We start from the raw sequence: 26,368 nt of genomic DNA on the forward strand, positions 1-26,368 counted from the left end.
CAGGGCAGGCACTGCTGGGTAATGTTGATGGCGGGCTCCACTGTAATAAGGGAGGCGAGATGGCACAGGAACGAGTGCAACGCCATGGCGGCGGTGACGGCGACGAGGACGAGACCCCGGACGCGGGCACCGGCGGCCAGGAACGCCGCGAGCAGCTCGGCGAGGACGTCGACACGATCCTGGATGAGATCGACGACGTGCTCGAGGAGAACGCGGAGGACTTCGTTCGGGCCTACGTCCAGAAGGGCGGCGAGTAGCCGCACTGAGGCACTCTTCTCCGCCGAGGTGCCATTGGATGCAGTCGAGGCACTCTCCTCTGCCGAGGTGCCGTCGGATGCAGCCGAGGTGCCCCTCTCCGCCGAGGGCGGGATCAGATCCCGCCGTCGGCGACCCGCCACCCTTCCTCAGATCAAGGAGATCATCGCGTCGATGGAACAGTCCTCGGTCGCGCCCTCGTCCGGCGCCGTGCTGCCCGCCGCCTACCTCGCGCCGGGCTCGTCCTTCGTCGACTTCCTCCGGGCGGCCTCACCGGGGCTGCTGCCCGGCGGCCGAGCTGAGAACGGGGGCCGGGTGGACGCGCCGCACGGCACGACGATCGTCGGAGTCACCTTCCGAGGTGGCGTGTTGATCGCAGGGGACCGCCGCGCCACCAGCGGAAACCTGATCGCGCAGCGGGACGTGGACAAGGTGTACGTCACCGACGACCACTCCGCCGTGGCCATCGCGGGAGCGGCCGGGATCGCCGTCGAGCTGGCCCGGCTGTTCACCGTGGAGCTTCAGCACTACGAGAAGATCCACGGCGTCTCGCTGTCGCTGGACGGCAAGGCCAACCAGCTCGCGGGCATGGTCCGGGGCAACCTGGAGCAGGCGATGATGGGGCTCGCGGCCGTCCCGCTGTTCGTGGGCTACGACGTCAACGCGGCCGACCCCGACCGGGCGGGCCGCATCATCTCCTATGACGTCGCGGGCGGCCGGTACGAGGAACGGGCCGGCTATCACGCGGTGGGGTCCGGCTCGCTGTTCGCCAAGTCGGCCTTGAAGAAGCGACACGACCCCGACGCCGACGCCGACGCGGCGGTGCGGGTCGCCGTGGAGGCCCTCTACGACGCCGCCGACGACGACACGGCGACCGGCCATCCCGACCTCGTCCGCCGGATCTATCCGACGGTGGTCCTGATCACCGGGGCGGAGGGGGCGGTGCGACTCGACGACGATCGGGCCGAGGCCGTCGCCCGCGCGGTGGTGGCAGGCCGCCAGGAGAATCCGGGCGGCTGAGTCCGTGGTGTCCCGCGCCTTCCTGCGCGTCTCGCCCGCCGTGTCGGGGCAGTCGATCGCCCGATGCGCGCTTCGGCGGGCGGTGCCGTGCCCCGTGCCCGTCGCCGTCGTCGATCACGCCCGACGTGCGTCGGCCCGCGCTGTGGGCGTCGCCCAGGGTTTCCCGCCTGCTCGCGTCCGTTCCCCTCGGACGTCGACCCCCTCCGCCCGCCCCGCGCAGGCACTGACTACTCCCACTCATTCCGTGCCCGCCCGACCACGCCAGGAGCGTCCCTCGTGAGCATGCCGTTCTACGCCTCGCCAGAGCAGTTGATGCGCGAGCGGTCCGAGCTGGCCCGCAAAGGCATCGCCAAGGGCCGCAGCGCCATCGTGCTGACCTATGCGGGCGGCGTGCTCTTCGTCGCCGAGAACCCGTCGAAGACGCTGCACAAGGTTTCGGAGATCTACGACCGCATCGGATTCGCGGCTGCCGGTCGCTACCCGGAGTTCGAGAATCTGCGGGTGGCGGGCATCCGGCACGCCGACCTGACCGGCTACGCCTACGACCGTCGAGACGTCTCCGGTCGGTCGCTGGCCAGCTTCTACGCCAAGACGCTCGGCGCGATCTTCACCGAGCAGATCAAGCCCTACGAGGTGGAGATCTGTGTGGCCGAGGTCGGGGCCTCGCCGGATCTCGACCAGCTCTACCACCTCACCTACGACGGCTCCATCATCGAGGAGCCCGGCTTCGTCGTGATGGGCGGTCAGGCCGAGACCATCTCCGGCGCACTGCGCGACTCCGACCACGCCTCGTCGAGCCTGGCCGAGACGCTGCGGAGTGCCGTGAGTGCCCTGACCACGGAACCGACGACGGGCAAGGGGACGGCGAGCAAGGGCGAGGCGAGAGAGCCCGCCCTCGGCCAGCTCGAGGTGGCCGTGCTGGAACGGGATCGGCCGCATCGCGCCTTCCGACGCATCCCCCCGGCCGTCGTGACGGAGATGCTCGGCGAGGGCGCCGCGAAGACCGAGCCCGCGACGGCCGAGAAGCCCGAGGACGCCTCGGCCGCGCCGGACGAGAAGAAGTAGGACCGAGTCACGCCACCCGGCCCCGGCCCCGGCCCGCCGCCAGTCGGGCGACGGCCGGGGCCGGCGGGGTGTGCGAGCCGAGTGCGGCCGGCCACGATGGGCGACCACGGCGCGTCCCGACGTCGTCAACGACTCGGTGAGCGCCGATCGCCTGCCGACCTCCGACGCGGCCTGCCCCGGCCCGGCGAACAACCCGGGCGGATGCGCGACTCAGCCTGCTGCGGGGTTCCGCCTCGACGCGCGACGGTGATGCGGCCGGGTGACCAGCACCGGACACCCCGCACGGCGGACACAGATCGCCGCCACCGACCCGAGCATCAGCCTGCTGCCGCGACCCCGGTGGCCCACCACCAGCAGGTCGGCCGTCTCCGCGGCCGTCAACAGCGCGCCGACGGCCTGGGAACGCGGCAGATGAAGCTGAACCCTGGCCAGATTCTCGGGATCGGGCAAGGTGTGCTCGACGAGCGCCCGAGTACGCAGGACGATCCAGTCGCGGAACTCGGCGACGCTGGGGACCGCCGACGGCGGGACGTCCGGCGGCCGAGGCGCGGTGCGCAGGGTCCACGCGCGCACGACGTGCAGCGGACAGTCTCGCCGCCGGGCCTCGTCGGACGCCAGGGACAGGGCGTGGAGCGAGGCGTCCGAGCCGTCGATGCCGACGACGACGCCGCCGTCGATGTCCAGGTCAGCGCGCATGGCGTCACCGGCCCGATCGCGGCGGGGTGTGGGGGTCTTGTCTCGAACGGTGGACCTCGACGATCTTCGGCATGACGGCCTCCCTGCGTCGCTCGCTCCAGCGTGAGACATGCCACACTACTGTGGCGAGCTGCCGTTCGGGGGAAATCCAGGGTGGTCACGGCTCGACTCTGCTCAGGCGCGGCCGATACACCCGGAGCGTGCCGCAGTGGGCCGCGAAGCGGAATCGACGTCCCGCCGGGCCCACCTCGCCGTCGGTCGCCGCGATGACGGGGTCGCCCGCCACCTGCACGACCAGTTCCGCGCACTCGCGCTGCACGTAGGTGCGACTGTGATGCAGTGCGCCGGTCACGGCGGCCAGCACGAACCGAAGCCGGGAGAATCGGACGTCGGCGCGCACATAGCGCACGTCCAGCGTGCCGTGGTGCAGCCCGCCGCGGATCATCGGGGCGAAGCCGCGCGGCGTGTAGACGCCGTTGCCCACGAACAGCAGCCACACCTGTCGGACCCGGCCGTCGATGCGCACCGTGAGCGGCCGGGACTCGCGCAGCACCCGTACCAGCGCCGCAGCCGCCGCAGGCCACTTGCCATACCGGTCCTCCCAGCGTTCCCGGTATCCGACCAGGTCGGGATAGCCGCCGAGGCTCGCCGTGTTGAGGAACCACCGTTCGATCCGGCCGTCGATCTCGACACTGCCCAGATCGACCTCGATGCCGGTGCCGTGCTCGGCTGCCATGGTCGCCGCGGTCGGCCCGTCCACCCGGATGTCGCGGGCGAAGTGGTTCAGCGTGCCGCCGGGGATCACGAGCAGCGGGAGCTTGCGCACGGCGGCGACGGCCGCCACGGCCGCCACGGTGCCGTCACCGCCGGAGACCCCGACCGCCCGCACGGCCGAGCCGAGTCCGTCCACGATCTCGGCGAACTGGTCGATCAGGTCGACGCCCTCTTTCGGGTAGACCACGGTGGCCGCCGGCCACGCCTGGGCGATCTGTTCGCCCGCGTCCTCGCCCTCCAGCCCCGAACCGGGATTGATCAGCAGCACCAGGCCCGCGCCGTCGCTGAGCGGGGGGAGGTCCACCTCCACGCCGGGGCCGTCGTAGACCTCCTCCGGGACCGGCCACCAGCGTCGGGTGGCCCCGGCGACCGCCGCGCCGAGCAGCGCACCGCCGAGGACGTCGCTGGGCCAGTGCACTCCGGTGTGCACCCGCGAGAAGGCCACCGCGGCGGCCAACGGCGCCACCACCCTGGCCGTCCGAGGGCTCTCCATGGCCACCGCCGTGGCGAAGGCGGCGGCCGAGGCGGCGTGTCCGGAGGGGAAGGACGAGGACCGTGGGGGATTCCGATACCGACGTGACTCGGGAATCAGCTCCACCGCAGGGCGCCTGCGAGGGAACAGCGGCTTGCCGACCGCGTTGGCCAGTGCGCTCGCCCCGGCGATCGCGGCGAGCCCGCGCCACGCCGCTCGGCGTGTCGGCCCCTTGCGTAATGCGAGCACCGAGGCGGCCGTGAACCACAGCAGACTGTGGTTGGCGGCCGTGCCCAGTTCCTTCATCAGGGGGTCGACAGGGCTTTTCGGTAGGCGTGAACTCCGCCGGACGAGTTCTCGATCCCGGCGGTCGACCTCACCTGCAACGCTGCGCAGCCATTTCCACACCGGATAGACGCTAGCGTTTCCCCGAACGGATCACGGAGGAATCCCGTCGCAGCGCTTACTGTGGACCCATGCAGCGGCGGATCTTCGGGATCGAGACCGAGTTCGGGGTGACGTGCACCTTTCACGGGCAGCGTCGGCTCTCCCCGGACGAGGTGGCCAGATATCTGTTCCGACGGGTGGTGTCCTGGGGGCGCTCCTCCAACGTGTTCCTGCGCAACGGCTCGCGGCTCTACCTCGACGTGGGCTCGCACCCCGAGTACGCCACGGCGGAGTGCGACGACATCGCGCAGCTGGTGACCCATGACAAGGCGGGCGAGCGGGTCCTGGAGGATCTGCTGGTCGACGCCGAGCGGCGGCTCGCCGACGAGGGCATCGGCGGGGACATCTTCCTGTTCAAGAACAACACCGACTCGGCGGGCAACTCCTACGGTTGTCACGAGAACTACCTGGTGGGGCGGGCAGGCGAGTTCGCAAGGATCGCCGACGTCCTTCTGCCGTTCCTCGTCACCCGCCAGCTCATCTGCGGTGCGGGCAAGGTCCTGCAGACCCCTCGGGGCGCGGTCTACTGCCTGTCGCAGCGGGCCGAGCACATCTGGGAGGGCGTCTCCAGCGCGACCACGCGGTCTCGACCGATCATCAACACGCGGGACGAGCCGCACGCCGACGCCGAGCGCTACCGCAGGCTCCATGTGATCGTCGGGGACTCGAACATGTCCGAGGCGACCACGATGCTCAAAGTCGGCAGCGCGCACCTCGTGCTGGAGATGATCGAGGCGGGCGTGCAGTTCCGCGACTTCACGCTGGACAACCCGATCCGGGCCATTCGCGAGATCAGCCACGACCTGACCGGGCGGCGCAACGTTCGGCTTGCGGGCGGCCGGGAGGCCTCCGCGCTGGACATCCAGCGGGACTACTACGCCAAGGCCGTCGAGCACCTGCGCGACCGCGAGCCGGATGCGCTGCTCGACCGCGTGGTGGAGTTGTGGGGTCGCACGCTCGACGCCGTCGAGCAGCAGAACCTCGGCCTCATCGATCGGGAGATCGACTGGGCCGTCAAGCAGCGGCTCATCGATCGCTATCGGAACAAGCACGATCTGGAGCTGTCCAGCCCGCGCATCGCGCAGATCGACCTCGCCTACCACGACATCCGTCGGGGCCGGGGGCTCTTCGACCTGCTGCAACGCAAGGACCTGGTCGCCAGGGTCACCGACGACGGCGAGATCGAGGCCGCCAAGGACACGCCACCGCAGACCACCAGGGCGAAGCTGCGCGGCGACTTCATCGCGGCGGCCCAGACCGCCAACCGGGACTTCACCGTCGACTGGGTGCATCTCAAGCTCAACGACCAGGCACAGCGCACCGTGCTGTGCAAGGACCCGTTCCGTGCCGTGGACGAACGGGTGGAGCGGCTGATCGCGTCGCTGTGACCGGGCGTCGGGCGGGGTGACTCGTCGCCACGAGCGGCCCCGCCCGGCCCGCACCCCGCCTGCCTGCGGCCTGATCGCCCAGGCACGGACCTTCGGCCGGAAATCAGGCGGTCGCGTCACGACGGGCCACCCGCAACGACTAGGGTGCCGATCGTGTCGACTGCACGCGCTGAGCGCCTGGTGAACCTGGTGTTGTGCCTGCTCTCCACCCGTCAGTTCCTCGGCGCCGATCGAATTCGGGGGATCGTCCCCGGTTACGCGGACGCGCCCACCGGCGACGCGTTCTTCCGGATGTTCGAACGGGACAAGGCCGAGCTGCGGGACCTGGGCATTCCGTTGGAGACCGGCCGAAACTCCGGCTTCGACGGCACCGAGGGGTACCGCATCGCCCGCCGGGACTACGAGCTGGGCGAGATCGACCTGGAGCCCGACGAGGCCGCCGCCGTGGCACTGGCCGCCCGGCTCTGGGACTCGCACGACTTCGCCGACGCCGCTCGCCGGGCCGTGGTCAAGCTACGAGCCGCGGGCGTGGACGTCGATCACGGCACCGCTCCCGCCGTGGAGCCCAGGGTGCGGATCAGCGAGCCGTCGTTCGCCGTGCTGCACGCGGCGGTGCAGGCAGGGCGGTTGGTCACCTTCGATCACCGGCGCAGCAGCAGTCCTGAGCCGATGCGCCGAGTCGTCGAACCCTGGGGCGTGGTGTCCTGGCGCGGGCGCTGGTACCTGGTCGGACACGATCTCGACCGCCAGGCCACCCGATGCTTCCGGCTCTCGCGCATCGTCGGGCCGGTCACGACCTCCGGTCCCGACGGCGCGGTCCAGCGTCCGGAGGGCGTCGACCTGCTGTCGATCGTCGCGGCCACCGCCGAGCCGCCGCCGCCCGCGCCGCCCGCACTGCTCTGGATCGCCAAGGACCGGGCCAACGGGCTGCGCAGGCACGGCAGGACGACCGGCGAGCGCGTCGTCGGCGGGATCGACGGCGACCTGCTGGAGATCGAGTTCAACCACTCCGGCTCCGCCTCCGACTGGATCGCGGGCTACGGTCCGGACGTCCTGGTCGTCGAGCCGGAGTCGCTGCGGGAGTCCGTGCGCGAGGTGCTGCTCGGCGCGATGGGAGAGGGAGAACGATGAGCGCCTCGTCCGAACGGCTGTCCCGCCTGCTGGCTCTGGTGCCGTACCTGCTGGCCAGACCGGGCATCCCGCTGGCCGAGGCGGCGGCGGACTTCGACGTCACGCCTCGACAGCTGCGCAAGGACCTCGAGCTGCTGTGGATGTGCGGGCTGCCCGGCTACGGCCCCGGCGACCTGATCGACCTGTCATTCGACGACGAGTCGGTGATGGTCTCCTACGACGCCGGGATGAGCAGGCCGCTGCGGCTCACCACGACCGAGGCGACCTCGCTGCTGGTGGCGTTGCGGGCGCTGACCGACGACCCCGGACTCGCCGACGTCGACGCGGTCGTCCGTGCCGTCGCCAAGATCGAGGCCGCGGTCGGCCGGGCCCAGCCAGCGGGCGTCGTGGTCGGCCTCGGCAGGCGAGGCGCGGTCCGAGCTGGCGTGCAGGAGGCAGCGCAGCGGGCACTGGAGCTTCGGCGGGCCCTGCGGATCAGGTACTACACGGCCTCGCGCGACGAGATCAGCGAACGGACGGTCGACCCGACACGACTGGTCCTGCTGGACGGCCGCGAGTACCTGGAGGGCTGGTGCCGTTCGGCCGAGGGGATGCGCCTGTTCCGGATGGATCGCGTCGACCAGGCCGAGGTGACCGACGAGCCCGCCGCCCCGCCGCAGCATGCCGAGCCCGTCGATCTGACCACCGGACCGTTCCGCGCCGCGCCCGACCAGCTCGCGGCCGTGCTCGTCCTCGGTCGTGACGCGCGCTGGGTCGCCGAGTATCACCCGGTGGAGGAGCCCGTCGAACTCGAGGACGGCAGCCTGCGGGTCACCATGCGCTATTCCGACAGCTCGTGGATGCTGCGCCTGGTGCTCGGACTGGGCAGCGGCGTGCGGGTGCTGGAGCCCCGCAGCCTCGCCGAGGCGGTCCGCAGCCAGGCGTCGGAGGCGCTGCTGCTCGGTGAGAAGCTCGCCGCCGATCTCATCGCCGACGGACTACGGTAAGGCCGTGTCGTATCTGCTCAGCGGGCTGATGATCGCCCTCGGTCTCCTCCTCCTGGTCGTCGTCGTGCTCCGACTACTAAGGTCCGTGCGGACGGTGCGTCGTGCGCAGTCGCGACTGCGGCGTACCGTCGAGGACCGGGGCGGCCTGCTCCGAGCACGGCTCGCTGCCGTGGAGGTGGCGGTGAAGGAGCGGCGTCGGCCCATGTCAAGGCCTCGGCACGGGCACACGGACGAGAACGGGAGCATCATCAATGTTCAACCTGGGAACCGCTGAGATCCTGATCATCGCGGGCGTGCTCGTGCTGCTGTTCGGCGCCACGAAGCTGCCGCAGATGGCTCGTTCGCTCGGCCAGTCGGCCCGCATCCTCAAGGCGGAGACCAAGGGCATGCGCAACGACGGCAAGGACGAGGCGGCCGCCGAGGCCGCGCCGCAGGCAGATCCGGCCCAGGCGGCCGCGCCGCAGCCGTTGGCCGCTCCCCAGCCGCCGGTCGCGCAGCCGGTCGTGCAGCAGCCCGTCGCGCAGCCGCAGGCGCAGCCCGTCGCCGAGCCGGTCGCCGCTCCGCAGCCCGTCGCGCAGCCGGTCGCCCAGCCCGCCGCCGAACCGCAGCAGGCTGCCCAGCCGCAGCCCTCGACGACGCAGACGCCGCCCGCGCAGTAGGTCCCGTCCGCCCGGGTCTGGGCGCTGCCTGTCTCCTGCCCGTCGTTTCCGCCGTCAGTCCCGGCCGGTCGGCTGCTCGCCGTCCGGCCGGAGCAGGCACCGGGATGATGCTCCGGGCCTCGTCTCACAATGCCGCTTCACGGCCCTCCTCAGCGCGGTCTGGTCGCCGACATGTCGACCTGCTTGGCTGCCTCCCAGCACTTCTCGCAGCTCGCCCAGAATCGCGCCATGGTCGCCGTGTCGGCCACTTCGACCAACTCCTCGCACAGGGCGGTCGCCTTGTCTCCGGTTTTGTACGTGCCGCGTGGTCCGGGCAGCACATGGCGCTGCCTGCTCGCAGGCTGCCAGTGGTAGACGCTCACCAGTGCACACCCCTCTGCTGTCCGTGAGAGCGAGGATCACCACGGCCGGTGATGATCTCGCCTCACCACGTTAACGACGCTGAACGACTGATGGCGAGAGGTTCCGCCTTCCTAGTGACGCCTGCGGTCTCCGTCCGGGGGCGGCCTGCTCCGCTCCGGCCGATTCCGGCCGAAGTCCCTCCCTGCCGCGGTCCGCCTGCCGAGCTCGCCTGCGCGAGGGCCTCGCCGCCCGCCCGGCTCCCGCCGGACCGTCGGGGCATCGACGGGCATCGCAGCACCTCGCGTGGCGCCGCAGCGCCGGTCGGCACGGGCGGCCGGGCCGTTCGCCCGTCCTCCTTTCGGTCCCACTTGGCTGACGTCGGTACGTCGGGCTGGTGTATCGGCTGGTCCGCGCCGAACGACGCCGCGCCGCCGCCCGAGGACCGCCCCGCTCCGCTCTCGTCCCGGCGCCGTCGTCCGACAGGTGTGAACAGACCGCCGAAGACTCGGGTGCACGTCGGCCCGATGTGAAAGCCTGATGCCGTGGCCGCACGCTCTTCGAACAATTCGGCGACGTCTCCTGCGGAGCGTTACGCCGCTGCCCGCTCACGTCAGGCCCATCCGAGGCTGACGGAGTTCCTCAGCGAGATCGCCTTCGAGCTCGATCCGTTTCAACTCGCCTCCTGCCGGGCGCTGGAGGTGGGACACGCCGTCCTGGTCTGCGCGCCGACCGGCGCGGGCAAGACCGTCGTCGGCGAGTTCGCCGTCCATCTCGCACTCGCCGAGGGAAGGAAGTGCTTCTACACGACGCCCATCAAGGCGCTCTCCAATCAGAAGTACGCGGACTTGTGTGCCCGACACGGCGCCGAGAACGTCGGGCTGCTCACGGGCGACGCGGCAGTCAACGGCCACGCCCCCGTGGTCGTGATGACCACCGAGGTCCTGCGGAACATGCTCTACGCGGGCTCGTCCAGCCTCGACGGGCTCGGCTACGTCGTGATGGACGAGGTCCACTACCTCGCGGATCGATTCCGGGGCGCGGTGTGGGAGGAGGTCATCCTCCATCTGCCGGAGAGTGTCCGCCTGGTGTCGCTGTCGGCGACGGTCAGCAACGCCGAGGAGTTCGGCGAATGGCTGGTGGCCGTCCGAGGCGACACCTCCGTGGTGGTCGACGAGCATCGACCGGTGCCGCTCTGGCAGCACATGATGGTCGGCAGCCGCACGATGGACCTGTTCGGCGGGGAGTCCGCAGGCGAGCTGAAGCTCAACCCGAACCTGTTGCGTCAGGTGCAGAACACCGAGCGCAGCGAGCCTGCCTGGCGGGGGCCGCGTCGGGACCGGGGGCCGCGTGACCGACGGAACGGCGCTTCGCATCCCGCCCGGTTCCGGCCGCCCGCGCGCACCGACGTCATCGAGCGACTCGGCGCCGCCGGGCTGCTGCCCGCGATCGTCTTCATCTTCAGTCGAGCGGGCTGCGACGCCGCCGTCACCCAGTGCGTTCGCGGCGGGCTGCGGCTGACCACCGAGGCCGAGGCCGAGGAGATTCGTCGCGTCATCGACCTCAAGACCGTCGACCTGCCGGACGGCGACCTCGGTGTCCTGGGTTACTGGGAATGGCGAGAGGCGTTGGAGCGCGGGGTCGCCGCCCACCACGCGGGAATGCTGCCCGCCTTCAAGGAGACGGTGGAGGAGCTGTTCGTGCGCGGGCTGGTCCGGGCCGTCTTCGCCACGGAGACGCTGGCACTGGGCATCAACATGCCCGCGCGGACCGTGGTGCTGGAGAAGCTGGTCAAGTACAACGGCGAGGCACACGTCGACCTGACGCCGGGGGAGTACACCCAGCTCACCGGCAGGGCGGGCAGGCGCGGCATCGACGTCGAGGGTCACGCGGTGGTCATGTGGCAGCCCGGCGTCGATCCGCGGCAGGTCGCCGGGCTGGCCTCGACCAGGACCTATCCGCTGCGCTCCTCCTTCCGGCCCGGCTACAACATGGCCGTGAACCTGGTGCACCGGGTCGGCGTCCCGGCGGCGCGCGACCTGTTGGAGCAGTCCTTCGCCCAGTTCCAGGCCGACCGCTCGGTGGTCGGCCTGTCTCGCCGGATCGAACGCAACGAGGAGGCCTTGGCGGGCTATCGGGAGTCCGCGAGCTGTCACCTCGGCGACTTCGAGGAGTACATGGAGCTGCGACGTCGCGTCTCCGCCAGGGAGAAGGTCCTGGCCAAGCAGAACACCGCAGGCAGGCGCGCCGATGCTGCGGCCTCGCTGGAGCGGTTGCGCAAGGGCGACGTCATCGCCGTGCCCGCTGGCAGGCGGTCCGGGCTGGCCGTGGTCGTCGATCCCGGCCTGGACCCGCTCAACGAGCCGCGCCCGCTGGTGGTCACCGAGGATCGATGGGCGGGCAGGCTGTCGGTGGTCGACTTCCCGACGCCGGTGGAGGCGCTGGGCCGGATGCGGCTGCCCAAGGACGTCGAGGTGCGCTCGCCCCGGTCGAGGCGGGACCTGGCCTCGGCGCTGCGCGACACCGGGATCGCGGTGCCAGCCCGGGGCAGGAGCCGGCCGGGTGCCCCGCACGAGGACGGTGAGCTGAACACCCTGCGTCGTGCACTGCGCGCCCACCCCTGCCATGGCTGTGACTCGCGAGAGGACCACGCGAGATGGGCCGAGCGACACCATCGTCTCGCGGGTGAGAACGACCAGCTCCGCCGGAAGGTGGCGGGCACCACCCACTCGCTGGTGCGCACCTTCGACCGGATCAGGGCGCTGCTGCGGGCGAGGGGTTATCTGGCTCCTGCACCCGCCGTCCCCGGCGGTCCGGACGCCGAGGGCGCCACCGCTGCCGTGAACGCGGACGACGCCGCGAGCGCGGGAGCGACGGGAACCGACGGCGATACTGCGGAGACCGGTGTGGCCGAGGAGACCGCCGGTTCCGCTGCGGAGGCGGAGCAGGCCGAGGCCGAGCCTGCCGAGGTTTCGAGGGACGCCGTGTCCGCCGTCGGCCCCGTGTCCGCCGTCGGCGCGGCACCCGGCGGCAAGGGCACGGTCGTGGTCGTCGATCAGGAGACGATCAGCGAACACGGCAGGCGGCTGGCCCGCATCTACAGCGAGTCCGACCTGCTGGCGGCCGAATGTCTGCGCCACGGCGTATGGCGAGGCCTCGGACCGGCCGAGCTGGCCTCGGTGGTCTCCGCGCTGGTCTTCGAGTCGCGTCGCGACACCGGCCCGGTCGCGGCCCTGCCGGAGGGACCGGTCACCGACGCACTGGCGGAGACCATCCGCATCTGGGCCGATCTGGAGGACGACGAGCGGCGGCACCGGCTGGACCGCACCCGCGAACCGGACGCGGGCTTCGCCTGGCCCGTGTACCGGTGGGCGCGCGGCGAGTCGCTGGAGAAGGTGCTGACGGCGGCGGAGAGCACGGGCCATGATCTGTCGGCTGGCGACTTCGTGCGCTGGTGTCGTCAGGTCGTGGACCTGCTCGACCAGCTTCGTGACGTGGTCGGCACCCGGGATCCGGTGGGTGCCGCCGCAGCCAAGGCGGTCGTCGCCCTGCGTCGGGGAGTCGTCGCGATGAGCACGTCGTGAGAACGACTCCCGGTCACAGCACTACTACGGCATCGACTGTTCGGTGTGGTCAGCGACAGAGACTATGGTTTGATCGCGCGGATCGGTGACGAAGACTTCGCTCTACGAGACTCCGCACCAGATCCCTCGAACAGCCACGCGCATTCCAGCGTCGACCCGGAGGCGAACCATGACCAGCCCGTACGGACCGTCCGGGGGGAACGACCCGCAGCAGCAGTGGGGACAGCAGCCTTACGGGGGCTACAACCCCGGCACTCCCACGGGCGGGACGCCGGAGCAGGGCGCCTACGGCGGCTACCCGCAGCAGGGCTACGGGCAGCCGCCTGCGGGCCAGGGGTACGGCCAGCCGCCTGCTGGTCAGGAGTACGGCGGCTATCCTCAGACCGGCGGTTACCCGCAGCAGGGCTACCCGCAGCAGGGCGGCTACCCGCAGCAGGGTTACGGCCAGCCCGGCGGGTACGGCTACCCGCAGGGTCCGCCGCCGCAGCCGCAGAAGACCGCACTGCCCTGGGTGATCACCGGCATCGTCGTGGTGCTCCTCGGTGCACTGGCCGTCCTCGGCTTCGTCTGGCCGGGCTTCTTCAACACCAGGGTGTTCGACGAGAACGCGGTCGCCGAGGCGGTCACCCGGATCGTCGAGGACGACTACGGCGCAGGTGAGGTCACCGGGGTGAGCTGCCCGGCGGGCCAGCCGCTGGAGGCGGGCACCTCCTTCGAGTGCACCGCGACGGTCGACGGCGAGGCGTCCCGCATCACCATCTCCGTCCAGACCGACGACGGCGAGTACCAGGTGGGCCAGCCCTCCTGACCTGGTCGGGCGCGCAGTGAAAGGCATTCGCATTTCCGCGCGCCCACCAGGCATCATCGTCGACGTGCCCGACTACCAGATCAGAACACTCGACGACGCCGACATCGCCGCAGCGGACGCCCTCTTCCTGGGGACGCTCCACCTTCCCCCCACCGCCGCCGAACAACTCGACAACCTGCGGCCCAGCTATGTGCCGGGACGAGCGCTGGGCGCCTTCGACGGCGACGAACTGGTCGGCACCGCGATGTCCTATCCCTCCGCCCTGGCCGTGCCCGGCGGCGCGGTGCCGAGGATGGGCGCCGTCAGCAGGATCGGCGTGCGTGCCGATCACACCAGACGCGGCATCCTCACGGCCCTGCAACGTCGCCAGTTGAGCAGCCTCGTGGAGCAGGGCGATGTCATCGCCACCCTGCGTGCCAGCGAGGCGACCATCTACGGGCGGTTCGGCTACGGCGTCGCCGAGCGGGTGCGATCGATCACGGTGAACCCGTCGACGGCCGAGATCCGGCCCGATCTTCCGCGAGTCGGCCGGACCCGGCTGATCGACGCCGCCGAGGCCGAGACCCTGCTGCCCGCGCTCTACGAGCAGATCGGTCTGCGCCGACCGGGCATGATGACTCGCCCGGCCGGGCTGTGGGGCATCTGGCGGGTGCGGGAGACCAAGCTCGACGGTCTCGCCCGCACGGCGGTGCACACCAACGCCGACGGCGTCGCCGACGGCTTCGTCACCTACCGGGCCGTGAAGTCGGGCGGCTTTCGCGCCGAACTGCGCGTCGAGGACCTGCACGGCGCGACGCCGACGGCGATCCGGGAACTCTGGCGCTTCCTGATCGGCCTCGACCTGACCGCCGTGATCAAGGCAGGCTCGCAGCCGCTGGACGACCCGCTGGAGTGGTCACTCGTCGATCGCCGGGCCGTGGGCGTCGACGGCGTGACCGACTCGACCTGGCTGCGCCTGCTCGACGTGTCCGCCGCCTTGGCGGCCCGGTCGTACGGCGACGCGGAGCCCGTGGTGATCGAGCTGGTCGACGACCTGCTGCCCGCGAACACCGGCCGATACCGGGTCGGCGCCGACGGCGCCCGCCGTACCGAGGCCACCGCAGATCTCGTGATGGGCGTGGCCGCGCTCGGCGCCCTCTATCTGGGCGACGTCGCGCCGTCGACGCTCGCCGAGAACGGCTTGATCACCTGGTCCGGCGAACCCGGCCAGGCGGCACTGGGCCGGGCCGACCGACTGTTCCGCACCCCGACGCCCCCGTACTGCGGCACCTTCTTCTGACGGCCGGGCGAGGCCCTTCTGCGACGGTGTCTTCACCCGGCCGGACCCGGCGGCTCGCTCATCCCCTGGCGCAGGTGAACCGGCGCGTTGCGGCCGCCGGAGCCGCCGTCCGCAGGGCTCCGGTGCCTGCGGGGGCCCGATGCCGCTCGTCGAGTGGCTCGGCCCCTGCGGCCGGCGCCATGGGGCCTCCTCGATCGATCCGTCGGTGCCTTCGCCCCTATCGGTCTGCTGCCCCCAGAGCGTGAGTCAGTCGACCGAGTGAACCGCCGAGTCCCCAGCGTTCGCCCAGCTCGGCGAGCCGGGCCGGGTCGGCGGGCCGGGTCGGGACGAGGTCGGAGTCGCTCCCGCTGATCGGCGCGTCGAGCGCCACTCGCACCACGGTCGGGGCGACGTCCAGGTAGTCGGCCGAGCCGAGCAGCGCTGCCCGTGCTCGAGCGGGAATCCCCGCCGAGCCCTCCTCGGCCGCCTTCCGCAGCGCGGCAAGCGAGCCGAAGCCGGTGATCAGTCTCGCCGCGGTCTTCTCGCCGATGCCGGGCACGCCGGGCAGCCCGTCGGACGGATCGCCGCGCAGCATCGCCATCTCCGCGTAGGCGGAACCGGCGCCCTCTTCGGGAATCCCGTACTTCGCCGCCAGTTCCGCCGGGCCGATCCGGTCCCGCTTCAGCCAGCCTCGCCCGACGTAGAGGACGACCACCGACGTCGGTTCGGTGCGCACGGTCTGGAACAGGTCGCGATCGCCGGTCACGATCTCCACCGGATCGCGGTCCTCGCGGGCGGCGAGGGTGCCGATCACGTCGTCCGCCTCGAAGCCCGCTGCCTCGGCGGTCGCCAGCCCCGCCGCTGCCAGCACGTCCAGGATGATCGGCACCTGCGGCGTCAGCGTGTCCGGCACCGACTCGGCCGCGCCGGGCTCGGTGCCCTCGTGCGGCGCCTCCTCGGCGACCCGGTGGGCCTTGTACGAGGGCAGCGCTCGCACTCGGAACTCCGGCCGCCAGTCGGCGTCCAGACAGCAGACGAGTCTGCCGGGTCGTCGATCCGACACGATGCGCGACACGGTGTCGACGAAGCCGCGCACGGCGTTGACCGGCGTGCCGTCCGGGGCGGTCAACGACTCGGGCAGGGCATGGAAGGAGCGGAACCACAGGCTCGCGGAGTCGAGCAGCACCAGGGGAGCGTTCACCGCCCCAGCCTGCCGGCCATGGCTGACGATCGCGCCTCGATCCCCGGCTGCCGAGGTCCCTCGGGCGCTCGCCCGACCGGCGGGGCGGCGTATCGGGGCAGGCACGCGCCTTGCCCGACGCGGGCGGCTCGCTACGCTGTCGCCCATGGCGTCGACTTCCTCCTCCCTGCCCCCCGCCCAGGTGCTGCGTTCCCGACTCGATCGGGCCCGCGAGGCGTGCACGGAAGCGGGTGTCGACGCGCTGGTCGTCGCTCCGGGCTCCGACCTCCGGTACCTGCTCGGCGTCGAGGGCGGCTCCCGAGAACGGCTCACCACGCTCGTGGTGCCTGCCGCGTCCATCGGCGGCGCCCCGGTGCTGGTGCTGCCCAAGCTGGAGGCCCCCGGATTCACCGAGGTGCCCGCCGCCGAGATCGGGCTGGAGATCGCCACCTGGGTGGACGGCGAGGACCCCTACCGGCTGGTCGTCGACCTGCTGTCCCGAGGAGGATCGACGCCCCGTCGGGTCGCCGTCGGCGACATGCTGGAGGCGCTGCACGTGCTCGGTCTGCGCGCTGCGGACCCGAGCATCGAACAGAGCCTCACCGGCCCGGTGCTGCGCGAGCTGCGGATGCGCAAGACCGCCGAGGAGATCGAGGGGCTGGCGGCAGCGGGCGCCGCCATCGACCGGGTGCACGCCAGGATGGGCGAGTGGCTGCGGGTGGGTCGCACCGAGGCCGAGATCGGTGCCGACATCGCCGCCGCGATCGTCGCCGAGGGACACACCCGACCGGACTTCGTGATCGTCGGGTCCGGCCCGAACGGGGCGAGCCCGCATCACCGTGTCTCCGACCGCGTCGTCGAGGCGGGCGACGTGGTGGTGATCGACATCGGCGGACCCGTCGAGTCGGGCTACAACTCCGACTGCACCCGGACCTACGTCCTCGGCGAACCCGCGCACTCCGACGTCCACGACGCCTACGAGGTGCTGCGGCGGGCCCAGCAGGCCGCCGTGGACGCGGTCCGGCCGGGCGTGACGGCCGCCGAGATCGACGCGGCGGCGCGCGGGACCATCGAGGAGGCCGGACTCGGCGAGTTCTTCATCCACCGCACCGGACACGGCATCGGTCTGGACGTGCACGAGGAGCCCTACATCGTCGGCGGCAACGATCTGCCGCTTCAGGAGGGCATGGCCTTCAGCGTGGAACCGGGCCTGTACCTGCCCGGCCGCTGGGGAGCGCGGATCGAGGACATCGTCGTGGTCACCGCCGACGGCGTCCGGGCGGTGAACACCAGGCCGCACGAGCTCGCGGTGCTACCGGCATGACCGCAGGCCTGGAACCCACTGACCGTGCGATCCTGCGTGAGCTGGCCGCCGACGGCCGTTGCAGCTTCACCGACCTCGCCGAGCGGGTGGGACTGAGCGTGTCGGCCGTGCACCAGCGCGTCAAGCGGCTGGAACAGCGCGGCGTCGTGCAGGGTTACGCGGCGCGGCTGGACGGCGACCAGATCGGCCTCGGCCTGACGGCCTTCATCTCGCTCACGCCGACCGATCCGGCCGCTCCCGACGACTACCCGCAACGGCTGCGGCACCTCCCGCAGATCGAGTCCTGCTACTCGGTGGCGGGGGAGGAGTCCTACATCCTGCGGGTGCGGGTCGCCTCGCCCGCAGGCCTGGAGGACCTGCTGCGGCAGATTCGCGAGGCCGCCAAGGTCGCCACCCGCACCACGGTCGTCCTCTCCACCCCGTTCGAGAACCGCTCGCCCGCCGTCTGAGAGCCTGTCTTTGATCCCCTTGGAGTCGTGAGCGGGGATCGGCGTGGACGAGCTGCCCGGGGGCCTGCGGAAGCCGTCACGGATGCCATGGTGACCGACGACGGCGCCGCAGATCGCCGCGCAGGCCCCCGCGCAACAGAAGGGCAGGGGCACAGACCGGCGCTGCGGGCCCGGCCTGTTCGTGGCGGAGGCCGGCGCTAGCCGGTGGCCTGACTGGTCTGTCCCGTCTCCGGGACGGCCCGCAGACCGCCCTGCTGATCGGGCAGGCAGCGGGCCGACGAGGCGTCCGTGGTGAGGAACTCCGACAGACACTGGGCGAAGGCGCGATGCCCGGCGGCATTGGGATGGAACGACTCCTGCACGGCGTGCGGGGCGCGGTCCTCGTCCTCCAGCGCGGACCAGTCGACCACGAGCCGGGTGAACCACTCCTCGGTCTGCTTCTCGGCGGAACACGCCTCGCGGCCGACACCCGCCTCCGCATAGTCGAGGAATCGGGCGTCCACGCTGTCGGCCGCGCGACGCAGCCCGTCGGAGAGGGTCTGCACGCCGACCTCCCGCATCCACTGGGCGTCCTCGACGCGGAACGGGCAGCCCGCCAGGCTGCCGAGATCGCGTTGGATGTCCGGACCCACCGGCGAGGCGTAGGACTGCACGACGAGTTCGTAGGCGTTGTCCGGGTAGCCGTTGGCCCGCATCACGGTGCGGACGTCCTCCAGCACGTTGCTCACCTTCGGGACCATCCGGTCGACTCGGTCCAGCCACTCGTCTTCGAATTCGCCGTGGGTGCAGCCCGGTCCGTTACGGAGGAACCAGGCCTGGAAACAGGCGCTGAGCACGTCGGAGAACCGGGGATCGTCGTTGGCGCCCAGCCCGATGACCACGGCCCGGACGCGGTTCTCCGCCGCCAGCTCGGCCAGCAGCGCCGTCTGCGACTCGGCGCCGTGCTGTCCGTCGCCGTCGATCCGCAGGTGCTCGGAGCGAGCGCTCGAGCAGCTCAGGTTGATCCGCTCGTCGATGGCGTCGTCGTCGACGAGGTTGATCAGAGCGGCGGGGGAGCGGTGGCACCAGTTCCCGTCCTCGCCGTGGGTGCCCACCTCGTAGTCGCCCGCGCCCTCTCCCGACATCGTGCTGTCGCCCATGGCCACCACCACGTCGGGGGCGCCGGGCGGCGGGCCGGGTCTCGGCGGCACGGGGCTGTCGCCGACCAGCACCACGAGGCCGAGCACGGGTGCGAGGATCAGCAGGAGGATCGGGAGTCGGTGGCGAGGAGGGTGCATCGTCGTCCAGTCTAAGAGTCCGTCGTGACTGCTCGCCATCCATCGGGCCGGACCGAGGACGGTGATCGACCGGACCGCCCTCGACCTCGGCTCGCCGGTCTCGACCTGAGACCGGTCTCCGGTCGCGACGCCCTCGCCTTCGGTCGTGCCGATCTCGTCGGCGCGCCCCGGACCGGGCCGACCCGCCTCGTCGACGGCCGGACTGGCGGACCGCCCTCCGGGCCACGGCAGGGCCCGCGGCGATCGATAGCATTCGACGATGTTGGTGTCGTCCTACCCGGAGACGGCGCGACGGCGGCTGCGTCCCGTCACCGATGCCGATCGGGGATTCCGGCGGGTGAACACCGGTGAGCGATCCGTCCGGTAGGAGGCGCGAGTCACGTGACTGACGGCGTGGGACGGCCCGGCTTCAACCACAACGACTTCTATCACGGGTCGTTGCTGCGCCGGGTTCCGCCGGACTGTGCTCGGGCGCTGGACGTGGGCTGCGGAACCGGGGTCTTCGCCCGGCGACTGGCGCTGCGGGCGAGTGCCGTCGACGCCCTGGACCGCTCCGCCGAGGTGATCGAGACCGCCCGATCGCGGTCTGCCGACCTGCCGCACGTCCGGTACGTGCACGCCGACCTCGCCGAGCACGACCTGGGCGAGGGCCGCTATGACTACATCGCCGCGCTCGCCAGCATCCACCACATGCCCTTCGCCGAGACGATCACTCGGCTGTCTCGGGCCCTGACGCCCGGCGGAGTCCTGGCGGTGCTCGGCTGTTACCGACAGGTCACGCTGCCCGACCTTCTCCCGGACCTGATCGCCGCTCCGACGAACCTCGCGGCGAACGTCGCGGTCCGCCTCTCCTCTCGGCTACGCGGCCGTGCGACGTCCGTCGTGGACACGGCGCCGGTCAGCGAGCCTCGGATGACCCTCGCGGAGATCCGCCGGGAGGCCGAACTGCTGCTGCCCGACGTCGTCATCCGCAGGCGGCTCTACTGGCGGTACTCGTTGTTCTCTCGACGTCCGGCGACGTCCCTGCGCTGACGAGCGACGCCCGAGCGGCCACGCCGCGGGTGTCCCTGCGCGGTGGGTTCGTAGCTCGGATGCGTACTGCTCGACGTCCAGCCGTATTGACTCCACCCGGACCGCCGCCGGAGAGCCTGTTCTTGCTCCCCGCTGTCCTGTTGCCCGGGGCCTGCGCGGCGATCGGCGGCAGTGGTCGTCGCCCCACCATGACTCCGTCGTGGCTCTCCTGTCGCCTGGCAGCTCAGCCACGCTGATCCCCGCTCACGACGGAGGAGGAGGGAAGACAGGCTCTAAGGTATCGGCTCGTGACGACGACATGCCGGACCGGCCATCACTCGACGGCGGGGGCGGCGACGAGGTGACGACCGCGCCGACACCCCTCGACCAGGCGGTTCCCTTCCTGCGCTGCCCGCACTGCGCCCAGGACCTGCATCGCGCCGACGCCTCGCTGCGATGTCCGGCGGGCCATGTCTTCGACGTCGCCCGCCAGGGCTACGTCTCCCTGCTCTCCGGCGCGAGCAACCCGCACGTGGCGGACACGGCGGCGATGGTGGCCGCACGGGAGGAGTTCCTGTCGGGCGGCCACCTCGATCCGATCTCCGAGGCCCTGGCTCCGCTGGTCGCCGCCGCTGCCGACGCGTCCAGCTGCGTGCTCGACGTCGGCGCGGGCACCGGTCGCCATCTCGGCCGGGTGCTGGCCGAGATGCCCGACCGCGTCGGCGTCGCCGTGGACCTGTCCAAGCACGCGCTGCGCCGGGCGGCCAAGGCGCATCGGCGGATGGCCGCCGTGTGCTGCGACGTGTGGCGCGGACTGCCGATCCGCACCGGCTCGGTGGCGGCGGCGATCAACGTCTTCGCGCCGCGCAACGGCGCCGAACTGCGGCGCGTGCTCGCGCCGCAGGGCACGCTGCTCATCGTCACCCCCACCGACCGGCACCTGGCACAGCTGGTCGCCGAGCTGGACCTGCTCACCGTCGCGCCGGACAAGCGCGGCCGCCTCGCCGACACGCTGGGGCCCGGCCTGGTGCTACGGGACCGAGACACCGTCACCTGGCGCCGCGAGCTGGATCACGCCCAGGTACGGGCGGTCGTCGGCATGGGACCCAACGCGTGGCACCAGGACTCGGCGGCGCTCGCCGAGAAGGTCGCCGGGCTGCCGGAGAGGATCGAGGTCGACTTCTCCGTCGACGTCTCCCGGTACGGCCCGGCGTAGCCCCGTCCCTCAGCCCTCCGTCACCTGACCATCGACGATCTGGAGTCTGCGGTCGGCGGCGGCGCGGACCTCGTCGTCGTGGGTGGACAGCAGCACACAGGTGCCGTCCTCGGCCGCCTCGTGGAGCAGACCGAGCACCGCGCCCACCATCTCGTGATCCAGATGCGCGGTCGGCTCGTCGGCGAGCAGCAGTCGGGGACGGATCGCCAGTGCTCGGGCCAGCGCCACCCGCTGCTGCTGGCCGAAGGACACCTCGGACGGGTAGCGCTCGGCGAGCTGATCGACTTTCAGAATCGTCAGCAGTTCCGTCACCCGCCGGTCGACGTCGCCGAGCCTGCCCGCGATCTCCTCGGGCGCCAGCCGCATCGGCAGCGCCACGTTCTCGGCGAGCGTCAGCTCGTCGGCCAGCCCCATGGCCTGGGGCAGCACGGCCACGACGTGCCAGGCGACCATCGGGCTCATCGGCTCGCCCAGGATGAGCACCTCGCCCTCGTCGGGCTGGTCGAAGCCACAGAGCACGGAGAACAACGCGCTCTTTCCCGAGCCCGACGGCCCGGACAGCGTCACGACCTCGCCTGCCGACACGGCCAGGTCCACTCCGCGCAGCACCTCGACCCGGCTCGTGCCCTGCGGGAAGGAACGACGTACGCCGTTCGCCCGCAGGACCACCGTGTCGATCAGTACACCTGCCTCACTCATCGTCGTCCCCCTTCGACCTTGATCAGTTCGCCGTCCCGGAGCCACACCAGGGTGTCGGCCCCGGCCCGCAGCCGCTCGTCGTGCGAGGCGACCACCACCGGGACGTTCAGCGCGGTGACGCGGCGCAGCGAGTCGAGCACCAGGTCCGCCGACCGCGCGTCGAGCTGGGAGGTGGGCTCGTCGGCCAGCACGACCTCGCACCCCATGGCCAGGGTGCAGGCCAACGCGAGTCGCTGCTGCTGTCCCCCCGAGAGCGCCCGGATGCGCCAGCCCCCGGTTCCCGGCAGGCCGAGCTCCTCGAGCAGCTCCTCGCCGGGATCGGGCCGGTTCGCCAGCTGCGCGGCGGCGCGCAGGTTCTCCGCCACCGTCAGGTAGTCGAACAGGTTCTCGCCCGGATTCTGGTAGACCAGCGCGATCCGGCTGCGACGCAGTCGGCGCAGCGCGCCCGCGTCCAGCCTGCCCAGTTCACGGTCCCGCAGGAGCACCTGGCCCGAGGTCGGTCGGTCGAGCAGCGCGAGGACCCGCAGCAGGGTGGACTTCCCCGAGCCGGACGGGCCTGCCAGCACGGTCAGGCCACGGGCGGGAACGTCCAGGGTCACGTCGCGCACGGCGCTCACCGGCCCCGACGGCGTCGGGTAGGTCACCGACACCGAACGCAGTCCCAGTACCTGCTCGACAGCCGAGGTCGGCTCGGCGGTCATCGTCTCAGCCACGGATCAGCTCTCCCACTCGTGCGGTCCGCACCAGACGGACCGCGATCCAGCTCGCGATCGCCACCACCGCGGCGCCGATCAGCACCGTCCAGATCAAGAAGCCCAGCGGCATTCCGGGGGACGGCAGCGGGAAGACCTCCGGCGCCGGGTCCAGCCGCACCGCCGACAACTCCGCCCCGATGATGCCCGCCAGCGCCCCGAAGCCGATGGCGAGCACGGCGACGACGCTCAACTCCACGAGATAACTCGACACCAGGGTCCGCAGCCGCAGACCCATCCGGGTCGCCAAAGCGCCCGAGAGCACGTTCTGTCTACGCCGGGCCTCGACCGCCAGCAGCAGCGACACGACCGCGAGCACCGCCAGCACGACGCCGAGCACCACGATGAAGGAGAAGGTCCACTGGATGGTGAGGAAGGCGAGCGCGTCCATGGCCGACGACCGCTCAGCGGTGTTGAGCGCCATGACGTCCACGGCGGCCAGCGCATCGACCACCTCGGTCAGGTCCAGGGTCGACCACACGTACCAGGCGCCGAGGGTCGAAGGCTGGTCCACGGCCTCGGCGGAGATCACGTAGCCGATCCCTCGGGTGAGGCCGGGGAAGCCCTCCAACGACCCGGTGGTGCGGACCTGAAGTCCGCGACCGGTGTCGACCGTGCCTTCGGCGGCGCCGCCGACCGCCAGCGCGGGAACCACGCCGTCGGCGTCGGGCGCCCCCAGCGAGCCGAGCTGCTCGCTGATCTGCTGATGCAGGGGCGTGTCATCGGCGTAGGCGCCGTCGGCGAAGGTGGCCGGGTCGACCGCCATGATGCGCCCGTCCCGCCCCTGATCGAGGATGTCGCGGGTCGTGACGCCCACCATGGTGGACTGCCCCGCCAGCGAGTCCGGCAGGACGAGACCGTCGCGAACCTCCGCGTTCCCGATCTGCACCGCGCTCTCGGCCCCCACGCTCAACCCGGACTTCGCGTCGAAGGCCTGCCGTTGCGCGGTGACGACGCCGTCGCCGACGGCGATCGTGCCCACCGCCAGCAGCGCCACGACGAGCACGCCCGTCACGGTGCCCCGGGAGGCGGCGAGCCTGCGGATGCCCAGCTGAGCCGCAGGCCGCGACCACATGCGCAGGCGATGAGACTTGATCAGCGAGCCGTTGAGCAGGCGGGCGACCAGACCGGCGACGGTGAGCACGACCAACAGCGGGAAGGCCAGGGCGACCGGGTCGATGCGGGGGATGACCTCACCCGTCTCGACGGTCAGCGCGCCGTCCCAGAGGCGGCTGCCCGCCCAGACGGCCAGCCCGGCGCTCACCAGCTCCCACGGCAGAAGGGCGAGCACTCGTCGCCCGCGTCCGCCGCGCTGGACCCGTTCGCGCTCGAAGGCGGCCCTGGTCCGCAGTGCCACCGTGCCCGCCAGCACGCCGACGGCGATGACCGCCACGCAGAGCATGATCACCGTCAGGGTGGTGACGGTGCCCGGCTGGATGACCGAGGAGGGGGCGAACAGGCTCAGCGTGGCCGCTGCCGTGCCGACGCCCAGTCCGATGCCCACGGTCAGCGGCAGTCCCAGTTCCAGGACGGCCTTGCCGCCGATCGAGGCGGGGGAGATCCCGCGTGACCAGAGCAGCCGGATCTCGGTATGTCTGCGCTGACACCACTGCATCGCGACCGCTGCGACTCCGACCAGGCCGACCAACAGGCTGACCAGTGTCAACGGCAGTACGGCCAGGGTCACCGTCCGGCTGGACTCATGGGACAGCTCCACCGGTCGGTCCAGATAGGCCCTGGCGTTCACCGGCTCGAACACCGGGAAGTGCGCGACGGCCTCGTGCACTTCCGAGGTGAGCAGCCGGGCCCGTTCCGACAGCGCCGCCGCCTGCTCCGGGGTGTCGGGTGTCTCGACGGGGTAGCGGACCGTGGTGATGAGTGGTGTCCCCGACTGGTGCGCGAAGTCGTCGAACTCGTCGCCGTCGGCGAAGAACGCCACCTGGGCGTCCTCGAAGTCACCGCTGAGCGGCCGCACGGTGACGGTCCCCTCCTCGGTGCACCAGTAGTCCTCCTGGGGCGCCGCCAGGTCTGCGTAGACGGTGGTCACGGGTGGCAGGTCGGTGACGCCCGCGAGACTCGGACGGTCGCCGATCTCGACCTCGCCCGCCTCCGCCACCGACTGGGCGATCCACAGTCCGCTGCGGTCGCCGCCCTCGACGACCCGGAGGTGATCCAGGGCCCCGTCACGGTGACCGAGCCTGCTGGTCGGGGTGTTCTCGCCGAAGGCGATCCCGGTCGGGTAGGTGTAGCGGCCGGTGATGCTCTCGGTGAAGCCGTGCTCGGTGCCTGCCTCCCGCGCCGCTTCCACCAGCGTCGCGGAATTCTCGGCAGCGAGGTCCTCGCCGACGACGTTCGGGCCGACGGCCTGGGGGCACAGCCGATCCAGGTTGTACTGGACGGCGGCGCTGCCCACCGTGGAGACGTGCAACACGGCACCGGCGATCACGAATGACAGGACCAGCCCGGTCAACACCGCGACCAGCATGGTGGAGGGACTGGACAATGCAGCGCGTGGTGCCCTGGTCCACGGCAGCTTGAGGGTCGGCCTTCGCTCGGACTTCACGCGCACGAGCGTGACACGACGGTGAAATGCGCCACCACCGATTCGGGCGAACCGACATGCTTTGGTAACACCTGACTCCGACTGCCGGACGATCTCGTGTTCGACGAGCCGCGGGCCGACGGTCGACCGTCCGACACTCGGCGAGCATGCACCGGGCCTGCACTGCGGGGACGGCCGCGCAGCGGAACGGTTTCGTCGCGCACGGTGACCTCGGCCGGTCCCGTCGGTGACGTCGCGCACGGGCCTGCCTGCCTGCCCCTGGCGGCGGGGGCGACGGCCCGGACCGGACCGTCACTACCATCGGACTCGGCGGCGGGAGCAAAACGGACGTCTCGTTCGTTGAGTACAAGACGAGCCGCCAGCTGCCCGGACCACGGGCCGCCGACCTCTCAAGGAGCCGCCCACGTGCCTCTGTTGTTGCTCATGCTCCTGGAGATCACTGCCCTGATCGTGGTGGGCAACCTCATCGGAGTGCTGTTCACACTCCTGTTGGTCGTCGGCAGCAGTGTTCTGGGCGGCTTCCTGCTCCGCAGGGAGGGCAGCCGGGCGATGGCCGCCATGCAGGAGGCGATGCGCCACCGCAGGCTGCCGTCCGACTCCGCCGACCCGACCACCATCGTCGTGGCGATCCTGTTCCTCATCCCGGGCCTGATCACGACGGCCTCGGGGCTGCTCCTACTGATCCCCGGCAGTCGCACCCTCGTCGCGCGTCGGATGCGGCGCAGCCCTCGTTTCGTCGCCCAGCCCGGCGGACCCTTCGCGGCCCAGGCAGGCGGCGGTGCGTCGCCGTTCGGGCCCCGTCCCGGCGGGCCAGGTGGGCCGATCCCACGCTCGGGCACCACCGCTCGCGGGGATGTCGTCGAGGGCGAGGTCATCGACGGCGAGGTGCTCTCCGAGACCATCGAGTCCGAGCCCCGTAATGCCGACGGACCGGCAGGCAGGCCTACCGGCGATCCGAAGCCCGGCGACGATCGCGATTGACCTCACACCCCGTCCGCCCGTCCGGGGAGGCCGG

The 26,368-nt window shown here is 71.6% G+C and carries 24 protein-coding genes; 16 read left to right on the forward strand and 8 right to left on the reverse strand.

The window, feature by feature from the left end; genetic code table 11:
- The first annotated feature begins 59 nt into the window (after nucleotides 1–59).
- The 3 genes from UA74_RS12980 (at nucleotide 60) to prcA (ending at nucleotide 2,340) form a co-directional block, all read left to right on the forward strand.
- Nucleotides 60–257 (forward strand): ubiquitin-like protein Pup, encoded by a 198-nt coding sequence (locus UA74_RS12980; RefSeq protein ID WP_075740467.1) that lies wholly within the window; start codon nucleotides 60–62, stop codon nucleotides 255–257.
- Between the two features lie 172 nt (nucleotides 258–429).
- Nucleotides 430–1,275: a proteasome subunit beta gene (gene prcB / locus UA74_RS12985; RefSeq protein WP_075743755.1), complete on the forward strand. Its 846-nt coding sequence runs from the start codon at nucleotides 430–432 to the stop codon at nucleotides 1,273–1,275.
- A 276-nt stretch (nucleotides 1,276–1,551) separates the two neighbouring features.
- Nucleotides 1,552–2,340: a proteasome subunit alpha gene (gene prcA, locus UA74_RS12990; protein ID WP_075740468.1), complete on the forward strand. Its 789-nt coding sequence runs from the start codon at nucleotides 1,552–1,554 to the stop codon at nucleotides 2,338–2,340.
- Between the two features lie 210 nt (nucleotides 2,341–2,550).
- Here the strand turns inward: prcA and UA74_RS12995 are convergent, their stop codons facing one another.
- On the reverse strand, nucleotides 2,551–3,036 hold the full coding sequence (locus UA74_RS12995) for a universal stress protein (RefSeq protein WP_075740469.1): 486 nt from the start codon (nucleotides 3,034–3,036) through the stop codon (nucleotides 2,551–2,553).
- 157 nt (nucleotides 3,037–3,193) lie between these two features.
- Nucleotides 3,194–4,588 (reverse strand): bifunctional phosphatase PAP2/diacylglycerol kinase family protein, encoded by a 1,395-nt coding sequence (locus UA74_RS13000; RefSeq protein ID WP_083683171.1) that lies wholly within the window; start codon nucleotides 4,586–4,588, stop codon nucleotides 3,194–3,196.
- Between the two features lie 170 nt (nucleotides 4,589–4,758).
- On the opposite strand from UA74_RS13000, the gene pafA reads away from it, so the two are divergent.
- The 5 genes from pafA to tatA all read left to right on the forward strand — a co-directional run bounded on the left by pafA (nucleotide 4,759) and on the right by tatA (nucleotide 8,893).
- Nucleotides 4,759–6,117: a Pup--protein ligase gene (pafA, locus tag UA74_RS13005; protein ID WP_075740471.1), complete on the forward strand. Its 1,359-nt coding sequence runs from the start codon at nucleotides 4,759–4,761 to the stop codon at nucleotides 6,115–6,117.
- A 153-nt stretch (nucleotides 6,118–6,270) separates the two neighbouring features.
- Nucleotides 6,271–7,248, forward strand: coding sequence for a helix-turn-helix transcriptional regulator (locus tag UA74_RS13010; RefSeq protein ID WP_075743756.1), 978 nt, complete (start codon nucleotides 6,271–6,273; stop codon nucleotides 7,246–7,248).
- Nucleotides 7,245–8,234, forward strand: a complete 990-nt coding sequence (locus UA74_RS13015; protein ID WP_075740472.1) for a helix-turn-helix transcriptional regulator — start codon at nucleotides 7,245–7,247, stop codon at nucleotides 8,232–8,234. Before UA74_RS13010 ends, UA74_RS13015 begins: the two co-directional genes overlap by 4 nt.
- A gap of 4 nt (nucleotides 8,235–8,238) precedes the next feature.
- Nucleotides 8,239–8,508, forward strand: coding sequence for a bacteriophage holin (locus tag UA74_RS34255; protein ID WP_075740473.1), 270 nt, complete (start codon nucleotides 8,239–8,241; stop codon nucleotides 8,506–8,508).
- Nucleotides 8,486–8,893, forward strand: a complete 408-nt coding sequence (gene tatA / locus UA74_RS13025; RefSeq protein ID WP_075740474.1) for a Sec-independent protein translocase subunit TatA — start codon at nucleotides 8,486–8,488, stop codon at nucleotides 8,891–8,893. Before UA74_RS34255 ends, tatA begins: the two co-directional genes overlap by 23 nt.
- A 149-nt stretch (nucleotides 8,894–9,042) precedes the next feature.
- Here the strand turns inward: tatA and UA74_RS13030 are convergent, their stop codons facing one another.
- On the reverse strand, nucleotides 9,043–9,255 hold the full coding sequence (locus tag UA74_RS13030) for a zinc finger protein (RefSeq protein ID WP_075740475.1): 213 nt from the start codon (nucleotides 9,253–9,255) through the stop codon (nucleotides 9,043–9,045).
- 522 nt (nucleotides 9,256–9,777) lie between these two features.
- On the opposite strand from UA74_RS13030, the gene UA74_RS13035 reads away from it, so the two are divergent.
- From UA74_RS13035 to UA74_RS13045, 3 genes are all read left to right on the forward strand, one after another.
- A complete protein-coding gene (locus tag UA74_RS13035) occupies nucleotides 9,778–12,816 on the forward strand; it encodes a DEAD/DEAH box helicase (protein WP_075764432.1) in 3,039 nt (1,012 codons plus the stop codon).
- Between the two features lie 169 nt (nucleotides 12,817–12,985).
- Nucleotides 12,986–13,624, forward strand: coding sequence for a DUF4333 domain-containing protein (locus UA74_RS13040; protein ID WP_075740477.1), 639 nt, complete (start codon nucleotides 12,986–12,988; stop codon nucleotides 13,622–13,624).
- 64 nt (nucleotides 13,625–13,688) lie between these two features.
- Nucleotides 13,689–14,903: a GNAT family N-acetyltransferase gene (locus UA74_RS13045; protein ID WP_075740478.1), complete on the forward strand. Its 1,215-nt coding sequence runs from the start codon at nucleotides 13,689–13,691 to the stop codon at nucleotides 14,901–14,903.
- Between the two features lie 217 nt (nucleotides 14,904–15,120).
- Here UA74_RS13045 and UA74_RS13050 read toward each other — a convergent pair whose 3' ends face one another.
- A complete protein-coding gene (locus UA74_RS13050) occupies nucleotides 15,121–16,083 on the reverse strand; it encodes a 5'-3' exonuclease (protein WP_075740479.1) in 963 nt (320 codons plus the stop codon).
- A 145-nt stretch (nucleotides 16,084–16,228) separates the two neighbouring features.
- On the opposite strand from UA74_RS13050, the gene UA74_RS13055 reads away from it, so the two are divergent.
- The gene (locus tag UA74_RS13055) at nucleotides 16,229–17,386 is read left to right on the forward strand and encodes a M24 family metallopeptidase (protein WP_075740480.1); all 1,158 of its coding nucleotides are present in this window, start codon (nucleotides 16,229–16,231) and stop codon (nucleotides 17,384–17,386) included.
- Entirely contained in the window at nucleotides 17,383–17,835 is a 453-nt protein-coding gene (locus UA74_RS13060) for an Lrp/AsnC family transcriptional regulator (protein WP_075740481.1), read from the forward strand. The genes UA74_RS13055 and UA74_RS13060 overlap by 4 nt, the downstream gene beginning before the upstream one ends.
- Before the next feature lie 197 nt (nucleotides 17,836–18,032).
- Here the strand turns inward: UA74_RS13060 and UA74_RS13065 are convergent, their stop codons facing one another.
- On the reverse strand, nucleotides 18,033–19,112 hold the full coding sequence (locus tag UA74_RS13065) for a GDSL-type esterase/lipase family protein (RefSeq protein ID WP_075743757.1): 1,080 nt from the start codon (nucleotides 19,110–19,112) through the stop codon (nucleotides 18,033–18,035).
- 381 nt (nucleotides 19,113–19,493) lie between these two features.
- On the opposite strand from UA74_RS13065, the gene UA74_RS13070 reads away from it, so the two are divergent.
- Together UA74_RS13070 and UA74_RS13075 are read left to right on the forward strand one after the other, a co-directional pair.
- Complete coding sequence (locus UA74_RS13070) at nucleotides 19,494–20,144, forward strand: class I SAM-dependent methyltransferase (RefSeq protein ID WP_232237737.1); 651 nt, start codon at nucleotides 19,494–19,496, stop codon at nucleotides 20,142–20,144.
- Between the two features lie 298 nt (nucleotides 20,145–20,442).
- Nucleotides 20,443–21,339: a putative RNA methyltransferase gene (locus tag UA74_RS13075; RefSeq protein ID WP_157434152.1), complete on the forward strand. Its 897-nt coding sequence runs from the start codon at nucleotides 20,443–20,445 to the stop codon at nucleotides 21,337–21,339.
- 9 nt (nucleotides 21,340–21,348) lie between these two features.
- Here UA74_RS13075 and UA74_RS13080 read toward each other — a convergent pair whose 3' ends face one another.
- From UA74_RS13080 to UA74_RS13090, 3 genes are read right to left on the reverse strand one after another with little or no spacing between them, the layout of a single operon-like run.
- Complete coding sequence (locus UA74_RS13080) at nucleotides 21,349–22,038, reverse strand: ABC transporter ATP-binding protein (protein WP_075740482.1); 690 nt, start codon at nucleotides 22,036–22,038, stop codon at nucleotides 21,349–21,351.
- Nucleotides 22,035–22,739, reverse strand: coding sequence for an ABC transporter ATP-binding protein (locus tag UA74_RS13085; RefSeq protein WP_075743760.1), 705 nt, complete (start codon nucleotides 22,737–22,739; stop codon nucleotides 22,035–22,037). Before UA74_RS13085 ends, UA74_RS13080 begins: the two co-directional genes overlap by 4 nt.
- 4 nt (nucleotides 22,740–22,743) lie before the next feature.
- Nucleotides 22,744–25,353, reverse strand: coding sequence for an FtsX-like permease family protein (locus UA74_RS13090; protein WP_157434153.1), 2,610 nt, complete (start codon nucleotides 25,351–25,353; stop codon nucleotides 22,744–22,746).
- Nucleotides 25,354–25,758: 405 nt separating this feature from the next.
- On the opposite strand from UA74_RS13090, the gene UA74_RS13095 reads away from it, so the two are divergent.
- Entirely contained in the window at nucleotides 25,759–26,334 is a 576-nt protein-coding gene (locus UA74_RS13095) for an FxsA family protein (RefSeq protein WP_075740484.1), read from the forward strand.
- The last annotated feature ends 34 nt before the right edge of the window (nucleotides 26,335–26,368 follow it).

Source organism: Actinoalloteichus fjordicus (assembly GCF_001941625.1).
GTDB classification, from domain to species: domain Bacteria; phylum Actinomycetota; class Actinomycetes; order Mycobacteriales; family Pseudonocardiaceae; genus Actinoalloteichus_A; species Actinoalloteichus_A fjordicus.

Bases quoted from the DNA above. Each gene is read 5' to 3' on its own strand.
- UA74_RS12980 (WP_075740467.1), top strand. From the start codon at position 60: ATGGCACAGGAACGAGTGCAACGCCATGGCGGCGGTGACGGCGACGAG.
- prcB (WP_075743755.1), top strand. From the start codon at position 430: ATGGAACAGTCCTCGGTCGCGCCCTCGTCCGGCGCCGTGCTGCCCGCC.
- UA74_RS12995 (WP_075740469.1), bottom strand. From the start codon at position 3,036: ATGCGCGCTGACCTGGACATCGACGGCGGCGTCGTCGTCGGCATCGAC.
- UA74_RS13000 (WP_083683171.1), bottom strand. From the start codon at position 4,588: ATGAAGGAACTGGGCACGGCCGCCAACCACAGTCTGCTGTGGTTCACG.
- pafA (WP_075740471.1), top strand. From the start codon at position 4,759: ATGCAGCGGCGGATCTTCGGGATCGAGACCGAGTTCGGGGTGACGTGC.
- UA74_RS13015 (WP_075740472.1), top strand. From the start codon at position 7,245: ATGAGCGCCTCGTCCGAACGGCTGTCCCGCCTGCTGGCTCTGGTGCCG.
- tatA (WP_075740474.1), top strand. From the start codon at position 8,486: ATGTTCAACCTGGGAACCGCTGAGATCCTGATCATCGCGGGCGTGCTC.
- UA74_RS13040 (WP_075740477.1), top strand. From the start codon at position 12,986: ATGACCAGCCCGTACGGACCGTCCGGGGGGAACGACCCGCAGCAGCAG.
- UA74_RS13055 (WP_075740480.1), top strand. From the start codon at position 16,229: ATGGCGTCGACTTCCTCCTCCCTGCCCCCCGCCCAGGTGCTGCGTTCC.
- UA74_RS13060 (WP_075740481.1), top strand. From the start codon at position 17,383: ATGACCGCAGGCCTGGAACCCACTGACCGTGCGATCCTGCGTGAGCTG.
- UA74_RS13065 (WP_075743757.1), bottom strand. From the start codon at position 19,112: ATGCACCCTCCTCGCCACCGACTCCCGATCCTCCTGCTGATCCTCGCA.
- UA74_RS13075 (WP_157434152.1), top strand. From the start codon at position 20,443: ATGCCGGACCGGCCATCACTCGACGGCGGGGGCGGCGACGAGGTGACG.
- UA74_RS13080 (WP_075740482.1), bottom strand. From the start codon at position 22,038: ATGAGTGAGGCAGGTGTACTGATCGACACGGTGGTCCTGCGGGCGAAC.
- UA74_RS13085 (WP_075743760.1), bottom strand. From the start codon at position 22,739: ATGACCGCCGAGCCGACCTCGGCTGTCGAGCAGGTACTGGGACTGCGT.